This is a genomic window from Sphingobacterium sp. JUb20, from assembly GCF_004342035.1.
Classification (GTDB): domain Bacteria; phylum Bacteroidota; class Bacteroidia; order Sphingobacteriales; family Sphingobacteriaceae; genus Sphingobacterium; species Sphingobacterium anhuiense.
In genome coordinates, this window is record NZ_SLYV01000009.1 from 50,517 (window position 1) to 68,479 (window position 17,963).

Annotated in this window: 13 protein-coding genes; 11 read left to right on the plus strand and 2 right to left on the minus strand. The window is 36.3% G+C overall.

The features are described from left to right. Positions 1 to 27: 27 nt before the first annotated feature. Positions 28 to 2,433, plus strand: coding sequence for an ABC transporter permease (locus EDF66_RS15755; protein WP_132843700.1), 2,406 nt, complete (start codon positions 28 to 30; stop codon positions 2,431 to 2,433). Between the two features lie 124 nt (positions 2,434 to 2,557). Here the strand turns inward: EDF66_RS15755 and EDF66_RS15760 are convergent, their stop codons facing one another. Next, positions 2,558 to 3,229 carry a hypothetical protein gene (locus tag EDF66_RS15760; RefSeq protein WP_132843702.1) on the minus strand — a complete coding sequence of 224 codons (672 nt, stop codon included), beginning with the start codon at positions 3,227 to 3,229 and terminating at the stop codon, positions 2,558 to 2,560. A 510-nt stretch (positions 3,230 to 3,739) separates the two neighbouring features. On the opposite strand from EDF66_RS15760, the gene EDF66_RS15765 reads away from it, so the two are divergent. From EDF66_RS15765 to EDF66_RS15795, 7 genes are all read left to right on the plus strand, one after another. After that, positions 3,740 to 6,181 (plus strand): ABC transporter permease, encoded by a 2,442-nt coding sequence (locus EDF66_RS15765; RefSeq protein WP_132843704.1) that lies wholly within the window; start codon positions 3,740 to 3,742, stop codon positions 6,179 to 6,181. A gap of 347 nt (positions 6,182 to 6,528) precedes the next feature. Beyond that, positions 6,529 to 6,750 (plus strand): helix-turn-helix domain-containing protein, encoded by a 222-nt coding sequence (locus tag EDF66_RS15770; RefSeq protein ID WP_031289462.1) that lies wholly within the window; start codon positions 6,529 to 6,531, stop codon positions 6,748 to 6,750. A 243-nt stretch (positions 6,751 to 6,993) separates the two neighbouring features. Beyond that, positions 6,994 to 9,438 (plus strand): ABC transporter permease, encoded by a 2,445-nt coding sequence (locus EDF66_RS15775; RefSeq protein WP_132843706.1) that lies wholly within the window; start codon positions 6,994 to 6,996, stop codon positions 9,436 to 9,438. 220 nt (positions 9,439 to 9,658) lie between these two features. Then, entirely contained in the window at positions 9,659 to 10,567 is a 909-nt protein-coding gene (locus tag EDF66_RS15780; RefSeq protein WP_132843708.1) for a DUF4097 family beta strand repeat-containing protein, read from the plus strand. Positions 10,568 to 11,080: 513 nt separating this feature from the next. Then, positions 11,081 to 13,477 (plus strand): ABC transporter permease, encoded by a 2,397-nt coding sequence (locus EDF66_RS15785; protein WP_132843710.1) that lies wholly within the window; start codon positions 11,081 to 11,083, stop codon positions 13,475 to 13,477. A 68-nt stretch (positions 13,478 to 13,545) separates the two neighbouring features. Continuing rightward, a complete protein-coding gene (locus EDF66_RS15790) occupies positions 13,546 to 14,205 on the plus strand; it encodes an ABC transporter ATP-binding protein (protein ID WP_132773453.1) in 660 nt (219 codons plus the stop codon). Positions 14,206 to 14,283: 78 nt separating this feature from the next. Then, the gene (locus EDF66_RS15795; protein WP_132843711.1) at positions 14,284 to 15,132 is read left to right on the plus strand and encodes a transglutaminase-like domain-containing protein; all 849 of its coding nucleotides are present in this window, start codon (positions 14,284 to 14,286) and stop codon (positions 15,130 to 15,132) included. 7 nt (positions 15,133 to 15,139) lie between these two features. Here EDF66_RS15795 and EDF66_RS15800 read toward each other — a convergent pair whose 3' ends face one another. Beyond that, on the minus strand, positions 15,140 to 16,267 hold the full coding sequence (locus EDF66_RS15800; RefSeq protein WP_132843713.1) for a hypothetical protein: 1,128 nt from the start codon (positions 16,265 to 16,267) through the stop codon (positions 15,140 to 15,142). Between the two features lie 155 nt (positions 16,268 to 16,422). Here EDF66_RS15800 and EDF66_RS15805 point away from each other — a divergent pair, with 155 nt between their 5' ends. The 3 genes from EDF66_RS15805 (at position 16,423) to rpmF (ending at position 17,924) form a co-directional block, all read left to right on the plus strand. Continuing rightward, positions 16,423 to 17,073, plus strand: coding sequence for an epoxyqueuosine reductase QueH (locus EDF66_RS15805; protein WP_021192033.1), 651 nt, complete (start codon positions 16,423 to 16,425; stop codon positions 17,071 to 17,073). 108 nt (positions 17,074 to 17,181) lie between these two features. Then, positions 17,182 to 17,718, plus strand: coding sequence for a YceD family protein (locus tag EDF66_RS15810; protein WP_132843715.1), 537 nt, complete (start codon positions 17,182 to 17,184; stop codon positions 17,716 to 17,718). A gap of 14 nt (positions 17,719 to 17,732) precedes the next feature. Continuing rightward, positions 17,733 to 17,924 carry a 50S ribosomal protein L32 gene (gene rpmF, locus EDF66_RS15815; RefSeq protein WP_021192035.1) on the plus strand — a complete coding sequence of 64 codons (192 nt, stop codon included), beginning with the start codon at positions 17,733 to 17,735 and terminating at the stop codon, positions 17,922 to 17,924. Positions 17,925 to 17,963: the final 39 nt, after the last annotated feature.

Sequence of the window (17,963 nt, forward strand, 5' to 3'; positions counted from 1 at the left end):
CTTAGCGCTGAGGTAAAAAATATAGCTATGTTAAAGAATAATATCAAAATCGCCTGGCGCAATATCATAAAACGTAAGTATGAAAGTTTAATCAATCTTTTGGGTTTGATCTGCAGTATTACTTTCGTCATACTGGTCGGCGCATATGTTTGGGAAGTGCATCAGGTCAATAGTGAACTTCGCAACAAAGAGCAACAATATATATTACAAAGTAATTATAAGAAAGAAGGTTTCGGCATCCCGCTAACAAGTATTGGTGCTTTGCCAAAAGCTTTAAAAGAAGAGTATCCACAATTGGTGGCAAATTATTACCGCGTCGACGGTTTGACCTGTATTGTCTCCCATGGCGAGCAGATATTTGAAGAAGGGACAGTTTTAGGCGATCCGACATTACTGGATATGTTTGGTTTTGAAATCTTTGCTGGAAATTCAACAACTGCATTAACGAAGCCTTTCACTGTGGTCATCACCGAAAAAGCTGCTCAAAAGTATTTTGGAAAAATAGATGTTTTGGGTCAAACACTTGAAATCAAAAACTTCAAAGGCGATAAGCAACCCTTCACCATTACAGGTGTAATCAAAGAAAATACTCAAAACTCCGTCATGCAATTAAATGACGCCATGAAGTCCGATATTTTTTTACCGATAGCGAGTGAATCGTATTTTGGAAGGTCTATCGACAACTGGCAAAACCCTTATATTGCATCATTTATTGAGTTACAGAAAGGTGTTACGCCTGAGCAACTCGCTATTCCTATCCAGGCTCTGGTAAAGCGCAATACGGATGGTGAGTTTTCAACAAACTATGCCCCGGATTTAAAGCCTTTGAAAAGTTACTTTTTAGATGATAATAAGGGAGCTGTCCGCAAAATGATTGCTACTTTACTATGGATCGCAGGCTTCGTATTGTTGATGGCCATCATTAACTTCATCAATATCACCATCAGTCAAAACATTACCCGATTGAAAGAGATCGGGATTCGCAAAATGATGGGTTCTTCCCGTTCGCAGATCATATCCCAGTTGATAGCCGAATACATGACAACCATGCTGATTGCTGTCACGATCAGTCTTCCTATTTATGTACTTTTAAGTCCTATTTTTGAAGAAATCTTTATGCGCAAGTTACCATCGTTGACAGCACTACCTTTTAGTTTTTATATTTTACTTTTCTTATTTGCATGTATTGTCGGTCTTCTAGCAGGTATCTATCCAGCAATTAAACTTTCTGGCAATGACATTTTACAGTCTGTGAAAAATAAGTTTACACAAGGTAACGGCAAGCAGGCCGTTCGTCGTGTACTCATCTTCACACAGTTTGCGGTCGCTGTCATTATACTAATGGCTACAATCATTATATCGAAACAAATTAATCTATTTATAAATGGTGAGCTGGGCTATAATAAAGAATCGGTATTGAACGTTCAGGTACCCCGTGACTGGACCGAACAGGGTCTTAAAAAGATGGAAACGACGCGAGATGAGTTCCAAAGACTTCCACAAATAGAGTCCATTAGTCTTTCTTATGAGATCCCTGGCTTTATAGGAGGTAATAATCAAACACTTATCAATACTAAATCGGAAAAAACAGTGCACTCTAAGATCATTATGTCTGATTCTTATTTTGCAAAAACGTATCAGATCCCGCTATTAGCGGGTCATTTTTTAAATCCTAACAGTTCTCAAAATGACCAAAATCCTGATGTAGTCATTAATAAAGAGGCACTGCTCGCTTTAGGGTTTACAAAAGCGGAAGAGGCTATTGGCCGAACAATCGGTTTTGGAGAAGCTAACGTCCCTGTCATGATATCTGGCGTAACCGCAGACTTCGTTCCAAACTCCATGAATGATGAACCTACGGCAATAGCGTGGATCAATATTTCCAGATCTGCACAATTCCGATTTTTGAGTATCCGTTTAAAGGATGGTTCTTTGTCTTCATCTATGGAGGCTTTGGAAAAAAAATGGAAAGAACTCCTTCCTGATGCACCGTTTGAGTATCAATTTACAGATGACCGCATCCAAAAATTATATGAAACAGAACTGCAATTGCAACGTGCCTCCCAGATTGCAACTATTGCATCTTTACTGATCGTCGCCTTGGGTATCATCGGGTTGATTACATTATCCATCAACCTGCGTAATAAAGAAGTGGGTGTACGCAAAGTGCTTGGTGCTTCTTTGATGCATTTAATTTTACTTTTTTCGAAAGAGTTTTATCTAATTTTTGTTATGGCTTTATTGGTAACTATACCTGCCAGTTATGTAATGATGAATGTCTGGCTACAGAATTATAACAATCGTATTGTTATCGATGTAGTGACATACCTGCTCCCATTGGGGTTTTTAGCATTATTGCTGGGTACACTGATTATCGGTATTATATACCGAGCTACGAAATTCAATCCAATTGAGAAGTTAAGGGATGAATAAAAAACAAAGCCGTAGGAGGTGCAAATAAGAAAAGTAAGCCGACTGAGAGATGGACGGTTTATAATTGGTGTGCTCCTACGGCTTAAAGTTTTTAAAATATTACTCTGCTCATCATTTTGATTTATCAATCCTTATTTCCTAAATCGACAGCAAATACAAAAAAGTTATCTGATTTCTTTCTTATTATTCTAATTCCTTCCTTACGTTCAATTAATGGCTGTAATGTCATCATCACATTTCTTGGTTTTATGTATTTTTCTAATTTACTACAGCACAGTTTATGAATCTCGGCTCCAGTTCTCTCTTCATTAAAATAACCAGCAACCAACTGCTCATCAATTAAGCTCTTAATATCCTTTAATTCCGACTCTGTTGAATTATACAGATCGAGATCATGCCGAATGTCAATTAATTTAAACTCGATGACATTTTGATTCGATTCCACATCAAACTTCTGCATCTGATAAATAACACGATCCTCCATTTTAATAATATGCAGTTCGAACTCTGTGTCCTTGTCTGAAGAAACAATACCCATCTGAAACATCCAACTCATACTCTCTAGCTCCAAAGAGAGATGCATGATATACAGATCCACAGTAAGGACCGATTTAATCTTAAAAGTTTCTACCTTTTTAACATAGTCATTAGGCTTTCCCATTAGGAAAGATACTTCTTCAGGTGATAGGTGACATGAAATACGATGCAAAAGCATTCTGTAGTAAATGTATGTTTCTTTTTCTCTACATGTGCGCTTGTACACTTTAATTATTGGTTTGAATTCCGTCTTTTCCATAATTCAACAAGTTTATATAGTTATTCTATACAAAGAAACATTATTACTATCATAATTCAAAACAATTATATAGATAAATAATTCATTTTATAATTTTATCTATACATCACAATATAGTATATGATGTTTTTATAACAACAAAAATCAACGAATTTTTGGTAGATAGGTAAAGCAATAACTATAGTTCGAGAAACTGCGATAAAACACGCATTAATAACCTTATGATAAGTAATATTCAAACTTGGTATAGACATCTCATTGAAAAATTTTGATCAACATAATAATCTCATAATCGATATTTACAATGGACATAGCCTAGGAATATTTTAAAATCTTAAAGTGCATTCGTACGAAAACGAACGAAAACTGTTCATTTTCGTACAAACCTCAACTGAGAAAAAACAACTAAACAACTACAAATCAAATACATAAACATTTGGCAATGCAATTGTTTTCAGATGTATGTCCCATACTATATTGATAGGACCATGTGAAATAAAAACAATTATTATGTTGATCAATAATCTTAAAATTGCCTGGCGGAATATCACAAAGAATAAACTGTATTCCAGTATTAAGATTGGTGGCTTTGCCTTTGGTATCGCCATCTGCATCCTTATTGTTTTATATATTAAACATGAAACGAGCTATAACAAGTTTTATCCAGATGTAAACCGGATCTATCGTATTGTATCGCAAATTCCGGATGGGGATGATGTGATGAGAGGATTATCTTTGACCGCACCAGCGGCAAAAGCAATCAAAGAGGAAGTCCCGACAGTAGAACAGTCCGGTCGGATATTGCCAAATCCGCTTTTTGGAGCCGGTGGTAATCAATTGACATTGGGATCTGGACCAGAGAACTACTATGATGATGGGTTTGTGTACGTGGATCAGTCTATTTTGGAAATGTTTCCATCGCCCATGATCTATGGACAATTAGAGCATGCTCTGGATAATCCAAATTCTATCGTCCTGACCAAAAGTAAAGCTTCAAAATATTTTAAGGATAATCCTGTAGGTCAACAGATTTATCTAAACAATGATAAATCAAAGCCTTATACGATTAGCGCTGTTATCGATGATATCCCAAGCAATTCGACACTGTATGGCTACACATTTTTCATGTCTTTAGCAGGTGAGCCTTTATATCCAGGTGAGCAAAATAGTTGGATGGCTACAAATTATACTGTGTATGTCAAACTGAAAGAAAATAGTGATCCAAAGCAAACGCAAAGTATTATTCAGAAAGTATATATAGATGGTCATCTAATCCCTGAGACGCAAAAAGCAGGTGGAAGCATTAAACCTTGGTTTCGTCAGGTAAAAATGTATTTACAAAATGCTTCTGATATACACCTTTACTCTACGGGTATCCGCGATGACAAAGTCTCGATCTTAAATCGGGGAGATATTAAGATGATATGGGCATTTGCATCTATTGCGGCCTTTATCTTACTGATCGCCTGTATCAATTTCATCAATCTTTCTACCGCAAATGCGGCGACAAGAGCTAAAGAAATTGGTATTCGCAAAACCATTGGCTCGAACCGAAAATCTTTAATTGACCAGTTTATGGTCGAAGCTATCTGTTATAGTTTAATATCACTGATCATCGGCCTTTTGTTAGCTTGGATCTTATTACCATTATTTAACAATCTGGCTAATAAAAGTTTAGAGATTCCAATATTTAGCTGGTATTTTATTCCGACACTCCTTGTTTCTTTGCTGTTTATTGGAAGTTTAGCCGGTATTTATCCGGCACTTTATCTATCTGGCTTCAAACCTATTTCAGCATTAAAAAATAAACAGGATTCTACTCCAAAAAGTTCGTTATTACGCAATGGCCTTGTTACGTTTCAATTTGCAACTTCTATTATTTTAATCGTGAGTGCACTTATTGCCAATCAACAGGTTAATTTTATTTTAAACAAAGATCTGGGTTTCAGTAAAGATCAGGTCATCGTATTACGTGGCATCACCACTTTATCTCAGGATCTAGCTAGTCTAAAGAATGAATTAAAATCACTTCCTTACGTTTCTGATGTTTCTGTGGGAGACTACCTTCCTGTACCTATTGATGGTGTGAAACGAAATGGAAATTCCTTTGCACTTGATGATAATAAAGATGTACAACTTGGTAGAGGAGCACAATTCTGGCTTGTTGACGATACTTATTTATCTACATTTGAGTTGCGCTTGTCTGAAGGCCGCAATTTCAATCCCAAATTGGCTTCTGACAGTTCGGCTACTATTGTTAACAAAACGCTTGTGGAACAATTGGGACTCACACATCCGATCGGTGCCAAAATCAATAACGGTCAGTCCTGGACTATCATTGGAGTGGTGGACGACTTTATATTTGAATCGCTAAAAGAGGAGTCTGGGCCAGTTTCTTTAGCTCTTGGAAACAGCCCTTCCCTCCTATCTATAAAAGTTAAAACTGGTCATATAGATCAATCTCTTGCTCAGATTACTAAAGTCTGGGATAAATTTTCGCCCAATCAAAAGATCAATTATAGTTTTTTAGATGAAGGTTTTGAAAGTTTATATCAGGATGTTGAACGTACAAAAAATATTTTTACAAGCTTTGCCTTTATCGCTATTTTCATTGCCTCATTAGGTTTATTTGGCCTTGCTACATATATCACTCAACAGCGTACAAAGGAGATCGGTATCCGAAAAGTATTGGGTGCAAGTAGTATTAGTTTGTTAAAACTGCTATCTAGCAATTTCATAAAACTGGTATTCATTGCTATCGTTATTGCTGTTCCCATATCGTGGTGGTCTATGGATACGTGGTTACAGGACTTCAACTATCGTATTGAGATAAACTGGTTATATTTTTTATTGGCAGGCTTTTCGGCTATCCTTATTGCTATCGTTACAATCAGTTACCAAACGTTGAAGGTTATTCGAACCAATCCTGTAGATAGTCTACGCGATGAGTAAGGTTCGTGATAAAATATAATAAAGGATTTTAGTGTTTGTTTAAAATCTCTTCTAAGAGATTAATATGTTTATGTTATGCCGGTTGTTCGATGATGGACAGCCGGCATTTTTTTACTATAACATCTATTATGTACATTCTTCTTATGTAGAAATTTTCCTTGTTGTCAACATAAGTTTTTTCTAATTATCAGTTTTTCCTTTAAGTTTTTCTCATTCATAAATTTATTTATATACATATTCTATACAAACAAACCGAATAACTAGCAATATTCGCAATGATTGTATATTTAAATACAACATTTTGTATTTTTATCTATACAGATGAGCAGACAGTAAATAGTATTATAATGACAAAACTTGGAGAGATTTTAGCAAAGAAATCCGTCAATAAATCTATGGTGGCACGCAAGACGGGACTAAGTAAAGCACGTATCAATGAACTAACGATGAATGATACAGCAAAATTGCGGTTAGATGAAATGTATCTTATTGCTCTGGCAACGGATAGTGATCCAAATGAGATGATGCTTAAATTATGTGAAGACCTACGCTTGAAAGAGCCTGAATAATAAAAATAAAATGATCGATCCTGTCCAATGACAATATAACCGATCGGTTTTTAGATCCTGACTAAAGTATTTGTACGGAAGCGAACGGAAACTGTTCATTTCCGTACAAATATAATCTACCAAAAACAACCACAATAAACTCATTATCAGCAATATAACTATTTGGCAACACAATTGTCTCTATAAGTTACGCCCCCACTATCATCATGATAGGATATGGCTATGTAAATAAATACTGTTGTTATGTTGGTAAATAACCTTAAAATTGCCCTGCGCAATATTTCAAAGAATAAGTTTTATTCCAGTATTAAAATTGGCGGATTTGCTTTTAGTATTGCAATTTGTGTACTGATCGTTCTCTACATCAAACATGAAATAAGTTACAACAAGTCTTATCCGTCAATGGATCGTGTTTATCGTCTCATTGTCCAAGCTCCAGAAGGAAATAAAATCAATCGCTGGGTATCGCTTTCTGCTCCAGGAGCTAGAACATTAAAAGAGGAAATTCCTGCCATAGAGAACTCCGGGAGAATACTCCCAAATCCGCAATTAGGAGCAGGTAGTAATCAGCTTTCGATTAATAATTTGCCCGATAGTCATTATGATGATGGATTTGTCTATATTGACCAATCCATATTGGATATATTTCCATCCTCGATGCAATATGGTCAGTTACAGCATGCTCTAGATAAACCGAATACCATTGTGCTGACCAAAAGTAAAGCGCTTAAATACTTTAAGGGTAATCCTATTGGTCAACAGATCTATCTCAATAACAATAAGTCAAAGGCTTTTACCATTACAGGGGTCATCGATGATATTCCCAGTAATTCGACCTTATCTGGATATGGTTTCTTTATGTCCTTGGCCGGAGAACCATTTCACCCTGGTGAACAGAACAAATGGACAAGCAATAATTACACGATTTATATCAAACTGACTCCACAGGCAAATATAGATCTTGTTGAAAAAGAGATTAATAAAATTTACATCACTGGCCATTACATTCCGGAACTGATAAAAGCGGGAAGAAAAATAGGGCCTATTGTCCATCAAATTAAGATCAGTCTTCAAAATGCTTTAGACATTCATTTACATTCATCTGATATCGAAGATGATCAAGTATCGACACTAAATCGCGGTGATATTCGCATGGTGTGGACTTTTGCATCGGTGGCTCTGTTTATCCTACTGATAGCTTGTATCAATTTTGTAATCTTATCGACTGCCAATGCCACGACTAGAGCAAAGGAAATCGGTATCCGAAAAACAATTGGATCTAACCGAAAAAGTCTAATCAGTCAGTTTATGACGGAGGCATTAAGCTATAGCTTTATTTCTCTATTTTTAGCGATACTCATCGCTCACCTATTATTGCCTGTCTTTAATAATATCGCTCATAAATCAATTGAAATTCCGTGGTTCACATGGTATTTTATACCTTGTTTATTCATGTCGGCTATTCTGATCGGTAGCATCGCAGGGACATATCCAGCACTTTATCTTTCTGGTTTTAGACCTATCACGGCATTAAAAAATAAACTGGCTAACAATGCAAACCCTTCATTGCTACGGAATGGTTTAGTCATTTTTCAATTTTCAACATCGATTATTTTAATCGTTGGGGCATTGATCAGTCATCAGCAAATTCAATACATGCTGCAAAAAGATCTGGGATTTAACAAGGATCAGGTTATTGTACTTCGAGGTCTAAATGTAATAGGCGATCAGCTTGGTCCATTTAAAAATGAACTAACTTCCATTCCCTCCGTAAGTCATATTTCCGTTAGCGACTATCTTCCGGTTCCGATAGATGGTGCAAAAAGAAATGGTAACGCGTTTTGGTTAGATGGAAGACGTGAACTTGATCTTGCAACTCAGGGTCAGTTTTGGAGAGTCGATCAAGAGTATCTGGCTACTTTTGAAATTGAAATGGCTGAAGGCCGCAACTTCAATGCGCAGATAGCCTCGGACAGCATGGGAATCATCGTTAACAAACAGATGGTTAAAGAAATGGGAATTAAGAATCCAATCGGTACAAAGATTACGAATGGTGAAACATGGACAATTTTAGGGGTAGTCGATGATTTTATTTTCGAATCGCTCAAAGGTGAAGGTACAGCTCCGGTTGGTCTGGTACTCCGGGATAGCCCTTCATTGTTGTCTATTAAAGTAAAACCGCAACATATGGATGAGACACTGAATGCGATAGCAAAAGTCTGGGATCAGTTTAGTCCAAATCAAAAGATCAATTATAGCTTTATGGATGAGAGTTTTAAAATATTATATCAAGATGTGGAGCGAACAAAAAATATTTTTACCTGCTTTGCAGTTGTCGCCATCTTTATCGCTTCACTGGGTCTTTTTGGACTGGTCACCTATATCACGCAACAGCGAACTAAAGAAATTGGTGTTAGAAAGGTTTTAGGAGCAAGTGATATGCGCTTATTGAAATTATTATCGGAAGATTTTATGAAACTTGTATTTGTCGCTATTGTCATTGCTACACCTATTGCCTGGTGGGCCATGAACACATGGCTTGCGGACTTTAATTACCGTATCGACATCGGTTGGATATATTTTATTATTGCTGGTGGATGTGCTATCCTGATTGCTTTGGCAACAATCAGCTTGCAAACGTTAAAGGTAATCCATACAAATCCCGTGGAGAGTTTAAGAAATGAATAGGATTTTCTGATCACCAGCTGTATTTGTTGCGGGATTGAGATTCATTATTGTTCAAAACCGAACGTAAACTGTTCAATAGCGAACAGGTAATTTTTAAAATAAAAACAACAAATCACTGACTACTAATTGATAAGGAGAATGGCAAAATGATTGTGTGTTTTAGTGAATACATTGTGATTGAACCTTAATAAGGTACGCTAATTAATATCTTAATAAAAATATGAAAAGATTTATTCAAACCACATTATTACTATTGTTGGTACAGGTTTCTTTCGGTCAAAAAATGGTACGGAAAGAAACTTTTCAGAACAGCAAAATTAAAGATCTCGAAGTCAGCACATCGGCAGGGGCAATCAAAGTAACCGGGTCTAATAACCAACCTGGTTCGGTTGAAGTCTGGGTGTCTCGCAACGGAAACTTACTCAATTCATCAACGGACTTAGAAAAATTACTGCATGAAGAGTATGACGTTGTCATCCAGTTAGAAAATGGAAAATTGACCGCATCTGCTAAACGTAAAAAAGGAAATAATGGTAACAGTTCAGTTTCTGTCGCTTTTTATGTAACAGTTCCTGAGTCTGTCAACAGCAATCTGAGCACTTCAGGAGGTAGTATACAGCTGAATGCACTAAATGGCAAGCAAACATTCCGAACTTCGGGTGGAAGTTTACAAATTAAATCGTTAGCAGGAAATATTTCAGGTAAGACTTCAGGTGGCAGTATCACTGCTAGAAACAGTCAGGGCGATATACAGCTCAACACTTCTGGAGGATCTATAAATCTGGATAATTGTTCCGGTAATATCCGTATTGCTACAAGTGGCGGATCAATTAATGGTAAGAATGTAGAAGGATTAGTTGATGCACATACAAGTGGCGGAAGTATTACTATGGATATGAAGCGTATGTCGGATGACATTACATTAGCTACATCTGGTGGCAGCGTGAAGATTAAAGTACCAGAAGGAAAATATAACGTCGACCTAAAAGGTTCAAGGGTCAATCTTCCGTCCGCTCAAAATTTTTCTGGCAGATCTAACAAATCTTTTGCTCAGGGTGCAATTAATGGAGGTGGCAAAAAAATAGATGCCCGTACTTCTTCAGGTTCTGTATCGCTAGATTTCTATTAACTATATCTAAACCATAATTTTAACATATAAAAGTCAATAGATTAGATTTTAATAATCTGAGTATAATAAAAAAGAGTGTTGAATTTTTCGCTTGCTTTTCTAACGAAGCAAGCGAAAAATTACTGACGTCTCTTATGAAGTCCCCCTACAAATTGAAATTTCCGGCCTCCCCTATTTCCATCCTACTCACGCATTAGTACTGTCTAACGAACTAATTGATTTAACATACTCATTAAAATAAGTATAATAAAAATACACGGCAGTTTGAATAAGGTAGATGCTCGTCCTTACTGACTATGCATAATTTGTTTAATATTCTGCTATTAACAAATGATGAGGATTTCTTGTCCAATACTGAACGGTTACTGTTCGATATCGAACAGTAATATAAATTAAACACAAAATAACATACTGATAATCAAATACAAACCAAAATGGCAACGCAATTGCATCTTCCGATTTTGTAATGACTTCATACATTTCATTTTTAACAACGAACTAAACAGGCGACATATGATCTTAAACGAAATCAAAATTGCATGGCGGAGCCTATTGAAAAATAAGTTTTTTTCATTGTTGAACGTATTCGGACTGATGTTGGGATTTACAGGTTTTATCCTGTCGTACCAATACATCAATAGAGAAACAAGCTATGATAAATGGAACCCCAATTATGATCGGATCTATCAGGTTGGACTGACCTCTTCAGAAGAATTTACAGATGCAACAAATGCCATGCTTGCGCCCTTATTGAAAAGAAGTTTACCCGAAATAGAAACTGCCGGCAGAAAAATAATTTATAGTTTTGGTACTTATCCACTTTTCGGAGAAAATACGATATTAATTAAAAATGCTGCGGTAATAGACTCTTCTGCAGCACATATTTTTCAAATTGAAAGTAAGACCGGAAACCTTTATAAGAGTAAAATTCAAAATGAGGCCACTCTAGTAAAGCAAGGTATCGCCGAGAAAATTTTTAAAAAGGGGGATTTAAATTTTGACACCCCTAAGTCTGTTCCGGTGCTTAGTTTACTATTAGATCACCATGAAAGTATTTATGGAATTAGTAAGAATAATGGTTTATCTCTTATTGACCATGACTTACTTTTTATAAAAGAACCTGAGGATTTATTTACAGGAGAAATTCCATTTTCATATCAAACATACATTCAAGTAGAGCCCGGAACTAATATCGATGTTCTGACCCGTAAAATAGATAAACTCTACCACGATAAAATTGTTCCTCTATCTCAAACAGCAGCTTTATCGCAAGGAAAAATTTATTTAGATCCATTAACCAATCTACATTTAAGACCAAAAAATGGAAGTAATACGCCTTATCTCATGTTATGGATAATTGGCATTGTATCGATTATTATACTTGTATTAGCATCAGCAAATTTTGCCAACATGATCATGGCACAAGCTGACAAACGCATGAAAGAGTTAGCATTAAAGAAAATACTGGGAAGCTCGCGCTGGACGATCATTCGTCAATTACTTTTGGAAGTCTTTATTTTGACATTAACTGCAGCTGTGTTTAGTTTTTTTATGCTAAGTATTACCGGAAATGTATTGCAAAAGTGGTTCAATGATGACCTCAAACAGTACATTTTAAATCAAGATACGGTAATGTATCTTTTTCTAGGTGTAATTGGCACAACCTGTCTATCCGGAATTTACCCAGCCTTCGTACTTTCGGGATTCAAATCTGTTAGTTTATTGAGGGGCGGACTTGGTAAGACGCAACGAAAAAATACACTCCGTAATGGTTTACTGGTTTTTCAAATTGGTATTGCTTTACTATTTATGACAGGGATGCTCGTTATACATGAGCAAATCCGGTATATTCAAACCACAGACAAAGGATTTGAACTGGCACAGGTAATTACTTATAAGGGCTTAGGAATGTATTATGATGGCACATTAAATGGTACATACTACAATCTTAAGGAACGACTGCAACAAGATCCCAGTATTTTATCGGTTGCTTCAGCAACAAATATGCCTGGAGATGGAGAACTTCCCCCCAAAAAACAGTTTTCTCATAACCAAAAACAATTGGAATTCGATCACGTCGGGATCGATAAAAGCTATTTCAGCACACTGAATATAGCGGTATTAAAGGGAAATATTCCCACATCAATCAAGCAATTGCTACAAGATTCTACTTCGCATTATGCAGTTATTAATGAATCGGCGGCTATGGCATTAGATCTAGGACAGCCTATCGGAGCTAAGTTAGCCGGTTGTGATGTCAATTTTGAAATTATCGCTGTGGTAAAAGATAGTAAAGCTTATGGTTTTGAAAATGTCGTGAAGCCAACGGTCTATTCTTATAAAAATGAATGTGGATCTGCAAGACCCCAGGCAACATTAATTGTAAAAGCTGCTCAAGGAAAAGCAGCACAAGCTATCGAAACTGTAAAAAAAGAATGGCAACAAAATTCATCAACAAAATCATTGCCTCTGGAATATGCTTTTATGGATCAACAATATGCTTTGTTGCATAAAAAACAACAGGAGATGCAGACTGCTTTCAATAGCTTTACATTTTTAGCAGTTATTATTGCGGCTCTTGGTCTTTTTAGTATGGCCGCTTATCAAGTAACAATTCGTAAAAAAGAAATGAGTGTACGTAAAGTATTAGGTGCTTCTGTACAATCTATTTTCATGCAACTTAACAAACCGTTTTTCCGACTGTTTGTAACTGCTACTCTAATCTCTCTTCCTCTGACTTACTTCATACTCAATAGATGGTTGGACAATTTTGCTTACCGCATTGACTTGCAGTGGTGGTATTTTCTAATTGCAATCATGATAATTTTCATCATCATCTGCGTTTCGATCAGCTATCAGACTATACGTGCAGCAAAAGTTAATCCGATAGATAGTCTGAGAAATGAGTAAATTAGGATAACAACAGTTTAAAAATTATATATTACATACAGTTAAAATAACCAACAAAAATAGATAAAATGATACAGTTAAAACACTTATTTAAATGGTATAATGTTGGAAGTACACGTTCATTTGTACTAAAAGATGTCAGTCTAAATATTGAAGAGGGGGATTTTATTTCGATCATGGGACCTTCTGGATCTGGAAAATCAACACTATTAAACATCATTGGAATGCTTGATGAACCCGATGAGGGTGAATACCTATTTCAAGGTGAAAATGTGTTGGAGCTAAAGCCTAAAAAAAGAACGCAGCTTTTTCAGTCCCACATGGGCTATGTCTTTCAATCTTATCATCTGCTTGATGAAATGACTGTGTATGAAAACATTGAAACCCCATTGATCTATAAGAATAAATCTTCGTCGGAGCGTAAGTCCATTGTCAGTGATCTATTGGACCGTTTTAACATTGTCGGTAAAAAAGATCTGTTTCCTTCACAGCTATCGGGCGGTCAACAGCAGATTGTAGGGATTGCAAGAGCTTTAGCCGGTTCTCCGTCGCTGCTATTGGCTGATGAGCCAACGGGAAACCTGAATTCTAAACAAGGAGAAGAAATCATGGAATTGTTTCAACAGCTCAACACGGAAGGTGTCACGATTATACAGGTGACCCACTCGGACAAAAACGCCACTTACGGAAAAAGAACGGTCCACATGCTGGATGGTCAATTAAAGTAACTCTATAACCATATACCTAGATATATCCCTGCATATGCTTCATTTGGCATATCGCGGGGATTTTTGTTAAATTTGTATATGGATGAAAAAGAATTACATGCTTTGGTTACTTTACTCGATGATCCGGATCAATTGATTTCTGAAGAAATCGAAAATAAATTATTGAGTTTAGGACCCGAGATCATACCTTCTTTAGAGGAGTATTGGGAGTCTGCTTTTGATCCCTTCATACAAGAACGCCTGGAGAAAATAATCCATGCAATACAGTTTGATCAAATTAAAAGTGAACTTCTGATCTGGAAGATGAGCAACTCATTTAACCTCTTAGAGGGCCTCATCATCATCAACAGCTATCAATACCCTTCTTACGACAATAACCTCATACGAATGAGCTTAGAAGAGCTAAAGCGCGATATATGGATGGAGTTGCGGTATGAAATGACACCCTACGAAAAAGTGTCACTGATGAATTATGTTCTATTTGATAAATTTGGTCTTTCCGGAAATACAAATGATTATCATAATCCGCAGAATTCGTTTATCGGTAGGGTTCTGGAAACAAAAAAGGGAAATCCCCTGACCCTTTCATGTATCTATAGTATCGTTGCTCAAAAACTGGATATCCCGATCTTCGGCATTAATCTTCCAAAGCATTTTATTTTATCTTATCTAGATGAGGATCAGAATGCAGATCATTTATTGTTCTATCTAAATGCGTTTAATAAAGGTCAAGTGATGCAAAAAGCAGATGTTATTTCATTCTTAAAACAACTGAACCTCCCGCTCTCAAAAGAATTTATGCTACCCTGTGACAATGTGACGATACTAAAAAGAGTATTGCGTAATCTTGTTACAGCTTACGAACAAAATGAAAGTGTTGGTAAGAAACAAGAAATCGAAATACTCTTTAAACTCTTAGAGGAATAATATAATCTTAATCGATCTCACTTGGCCCCCTTGCATCTAAAGATAGTGCAACAGGTGTTAAGGTATATTGTTTTTTCTTGTTGGGTTCCACATTATCTTTATCGGTAATCAAAAAACGAGAAACGATCTTAGTATCAGCATCGGCGACATACAAATATTTTGCTCCATCACGATTGTCAATCGCAACATCCAGCGGTCTTTTTAATCCTGTTAAAGCACCTGTAATGATACGTGTTGGTTGAATAGCGCGGTCTCCTGAACTGGCTAATAATGCTCCTGCTCCTTCAAATAATAAAATTCTTCCGACATTAGTACCGCCTGTAGAGGTATAACTAGCAACAGCAAGTAAGTCCTGACGGGCGGAATAACTAAATCCTCTGATTTCACCTTGGTCTGCTATAGTTAGAACAGCTTTTGGTGGAAATGCTGTCTCACTCAAAACTGAATCTGCGGGTTGATTTTTTCTTAAGATATCCTTAAATATCGCAAGACCTTTCTTTTCTCCATTGACAGCGACATATAAATCTGAATTATCTTCGGCGTTTTTAAAAGCCATTGTCCATGGGACTAATTTCCCTAGGGATATCTGTTGATTTCTTTTTGCTTTTCCTCTGTAACTTCCTGGTCGTTGAAACAGATAGATACTCGGAGGTCTAGTACCTTCACCAAGATCTGCTACATATAAATTTTCCGAACCCTTATTATAATGGTAGGCTAATCCTCTGACACGGGTTAACAATCCATTTGAAATTAAACCATTAGATGAGGGAGCCCCTGTTAAAGGATTTACTGTCATTACCTGAATGCTTGTATCTTTTACAATACCACCCTCATTAGCACTGCTTTGAAAAATATACTCCGCAATTGGATTAAATAATATTGCGGCACCACCTTTTGTACTTGAATTATACGACAAAGAAGGTTCAAAATGCGTTAATGAGTCAGCAGGATCAATAATATCAATATTGTTATAAGGTGTCTGCCCCTCATCCAATTGATAGTCGGAAAAAGAAACATACAGCCTCGAGATTGCGACCTTTGCCAATGCTGGCTCATCATCCTCTCGTACACATGAAGTCAAGCATGTTACAATAGCCAATAAAAGTAAAGTTATATACGTTGTTAGTGATTTCATTTTTAATCTGATATAGGTACAAATCTACAAATATGATCCAATATAAAGATAAAAAAAGAGAGATTGGCGAGGGTACAATAAATTCTGTTTATCAAATATTTGCTAGTTCAGTACTTTTTGAGTAAAATTGCCAAACTTTTATCAGTAAAATAGCAATGGAAGAGAAGGAGTTCATCAGAGAAAAGTTAACATTACCTAACGAAGGCAAAAATCTGCTTTTACATTCGTGTTGTGCACCTTGTGCTGGTGAAGTAATGGAGGCTTTGATCAGCTCGGATATCAAATTCACAATCTATTTCTACAATCCAAACATTCATCCTCGTAAAGAATACGATTTACGAAAAGAGGAGAATATCCGTTTTGCAGAAAAACATAATATTCCTTTTATTGATGCCGACTATGACGTAGATCATTGGTTCGACTTGGCAAAGGGAATGGAAAACGAACCTGAGAAGGGTATTCGTTGTACGATGTGCTTTGACATGCGCTTTGAGAAAACAGCAGAATATGCTGCTGCGAATGGATTTGATGTTATATCAAGTTCTTTAGGAATCTCAAGGTGGAAAAACATGGATCAAATCAATGATTGTGGTGTACGTGCTGCCTCCCGCTTTGAGGGAATGGACTATTGGACATTCAACTGGAGAAAAAAAGGTGGTGCTATCCGCATGTTAGAAATATCTAAAAAAGAAAAGTTCTACATGCAAGAATATTGCGGATGCGCTTACTCTTTACGGGATACCAACCGTTGGCGAATGGAAAACGGTCGGGAAAAAATAGAATTAGGTAAAAATTATTATGAATAACCGCTTGCTATAAGGCATATAAATGAAGTAGGAATTGAAATATATTTTAAAAAAAAATTTCAATGCTAACTTATTTATACATACCTTTGCAGGCTCAAATGCAAGATTGTGAAACATCTAATACAATACAAAATACCGTTTTCGGGGCTAAATGCAGGGAAGCACAATTTTGAGTTTGAGATCGATAAAAAGTTCTTTGATTGTTTTGAGCATTCCATTGTTAAAGATGGTCATCTAACAGCAAATGTTGAATTACAGAAGCAAGAAAATCTGCTTATTTTAAATTTTACAATTGTTGGAGATATCGGATTGACTTGTGATGTTTGTTTAAGCGAATTTCCATCGCCTATTACAGTAAAAGAGCGGATATTGGTTAAATTCACCGCTGAGGACTGGACTGATAATACGGAAGAAGTATTGGTTTTATCCAAAAGCGATCACGAGCTAGACCTGACTGAATTGCTATATGAATATATCAATTTGGCAGTTCCTTTGTTTGCTAAATGTAGTGATCAAGGAAAAGATATTACCTGTGATCCGATTATGTTAGCGCATATATCAACTGAGCAACAGAAAGAAGAACAAGTAAAAGAAGAGAACATTGACCCACGTTGGGCCGCATTAAGAAATATTAAAAATAACTAAAACAGAAATACGAGATGGCACATCCAAAGCGTAAGACTTCTAAATCAAGAAGAGACAAGAGAAGAACACATTATAAAGCAGACAGACCTAGCTTAAGCATTTGTAAAGAAACTGGTGCAGTTCATTTACCACACCGTGCATACACTGTAGATGGTAATTTGTACTACAACGGTAAATTGATCATTGAAAATACGGCTGTTGTCTAACTTAGATCTTTCAAAACATAAAACATCCCAAAACGAGTA

Excerpts from the sequence above, each read along its gene's own strand:
- EDF66_RS15765 (WP_132843704.1), top strand. The coding sequence starts at position 3,740 with ATGTTGATCAATAATCTTAAAATTGCCTGGCGGAATATCACAAAGAAT.
- EDF66_RS15760 (WP_132843702.1), bottom strand. The coding sequence starts at position 3,229 with ATGGAAAAGACGGAATTCAAACCAATAATTAAAGTGTACAAGCGCACA.
- EDF66_RS15780 (WP_132843708.1), top strand. The coding sequence starts at position 9,659 with ATGAAAAGATTTATTCAAACCACATTATTACTATTGTTGGTACAGGTT.
- EDF66_RS15770 (WP_031289462.1), top strand. The coding sequence starts at position 6,529 with ATGACAAAACTTGGAGAGATTTTAGCAAAGAAATCCGTCAATAAATCT.
- EDF66_RS15775 (WP_132843706.1), top strand. The coding sequence starts at position 6,994 with ATGTTGGTAAATAACCTTAAAATTGCCCTGCGCAATATTTCAAAGAAT.
- EDF66_RS15755 (WP_132843700.1), top strand. The coding sequence starts at position 28 with ATGTTAAAGAATAATATCAAAATCGCCTGGCGCAATATCATAAAACGT.
- rpmF (WP_021192035.1), top strand. The coding sequence starts at position 17,733 with ATGGCACATCCAAAGCGTAAGACTTCTAAATCAAGAAGAGACAAGAGA.
- EDF66_RS15805 (WP_021192033.1), top strand. The coding sequence starts at position 16,423 with ATGGAAGAGAAGGAGTTCATCAGAGAAAAGTTAACATTACCTAACGAA.
- EDF66_RS15800 (WP_132843713.1), bottom strand. The coding sequence starts at position 16,267 with ATGAAATCACTAACAACGTATATAACTTTACTTTTATTGGCTATTGTA.
- EDF66_RS15785 (WP_132843710.1), top strand. The coding sequence starts at position 11,081 with ATGATCTTAAACGAAATCAAAATTGCATGGCGGAGCCTATTGAAAAAT.
- EDF66_RS15795 (WP_132843711.1), top strand. The coding sequence starts at position 14,284 with ATGGATGAAAAAGAATTACATGCTTTGGTTACTTTACTCGATGATCCG.
- EDF66_RS15790 (WP_132773453.1), top strand. The coding sequence starts at position 13,546 with ATGATACAGTTAAAACACTTATTTAAATGGTATAATGTTGGAAGTACA.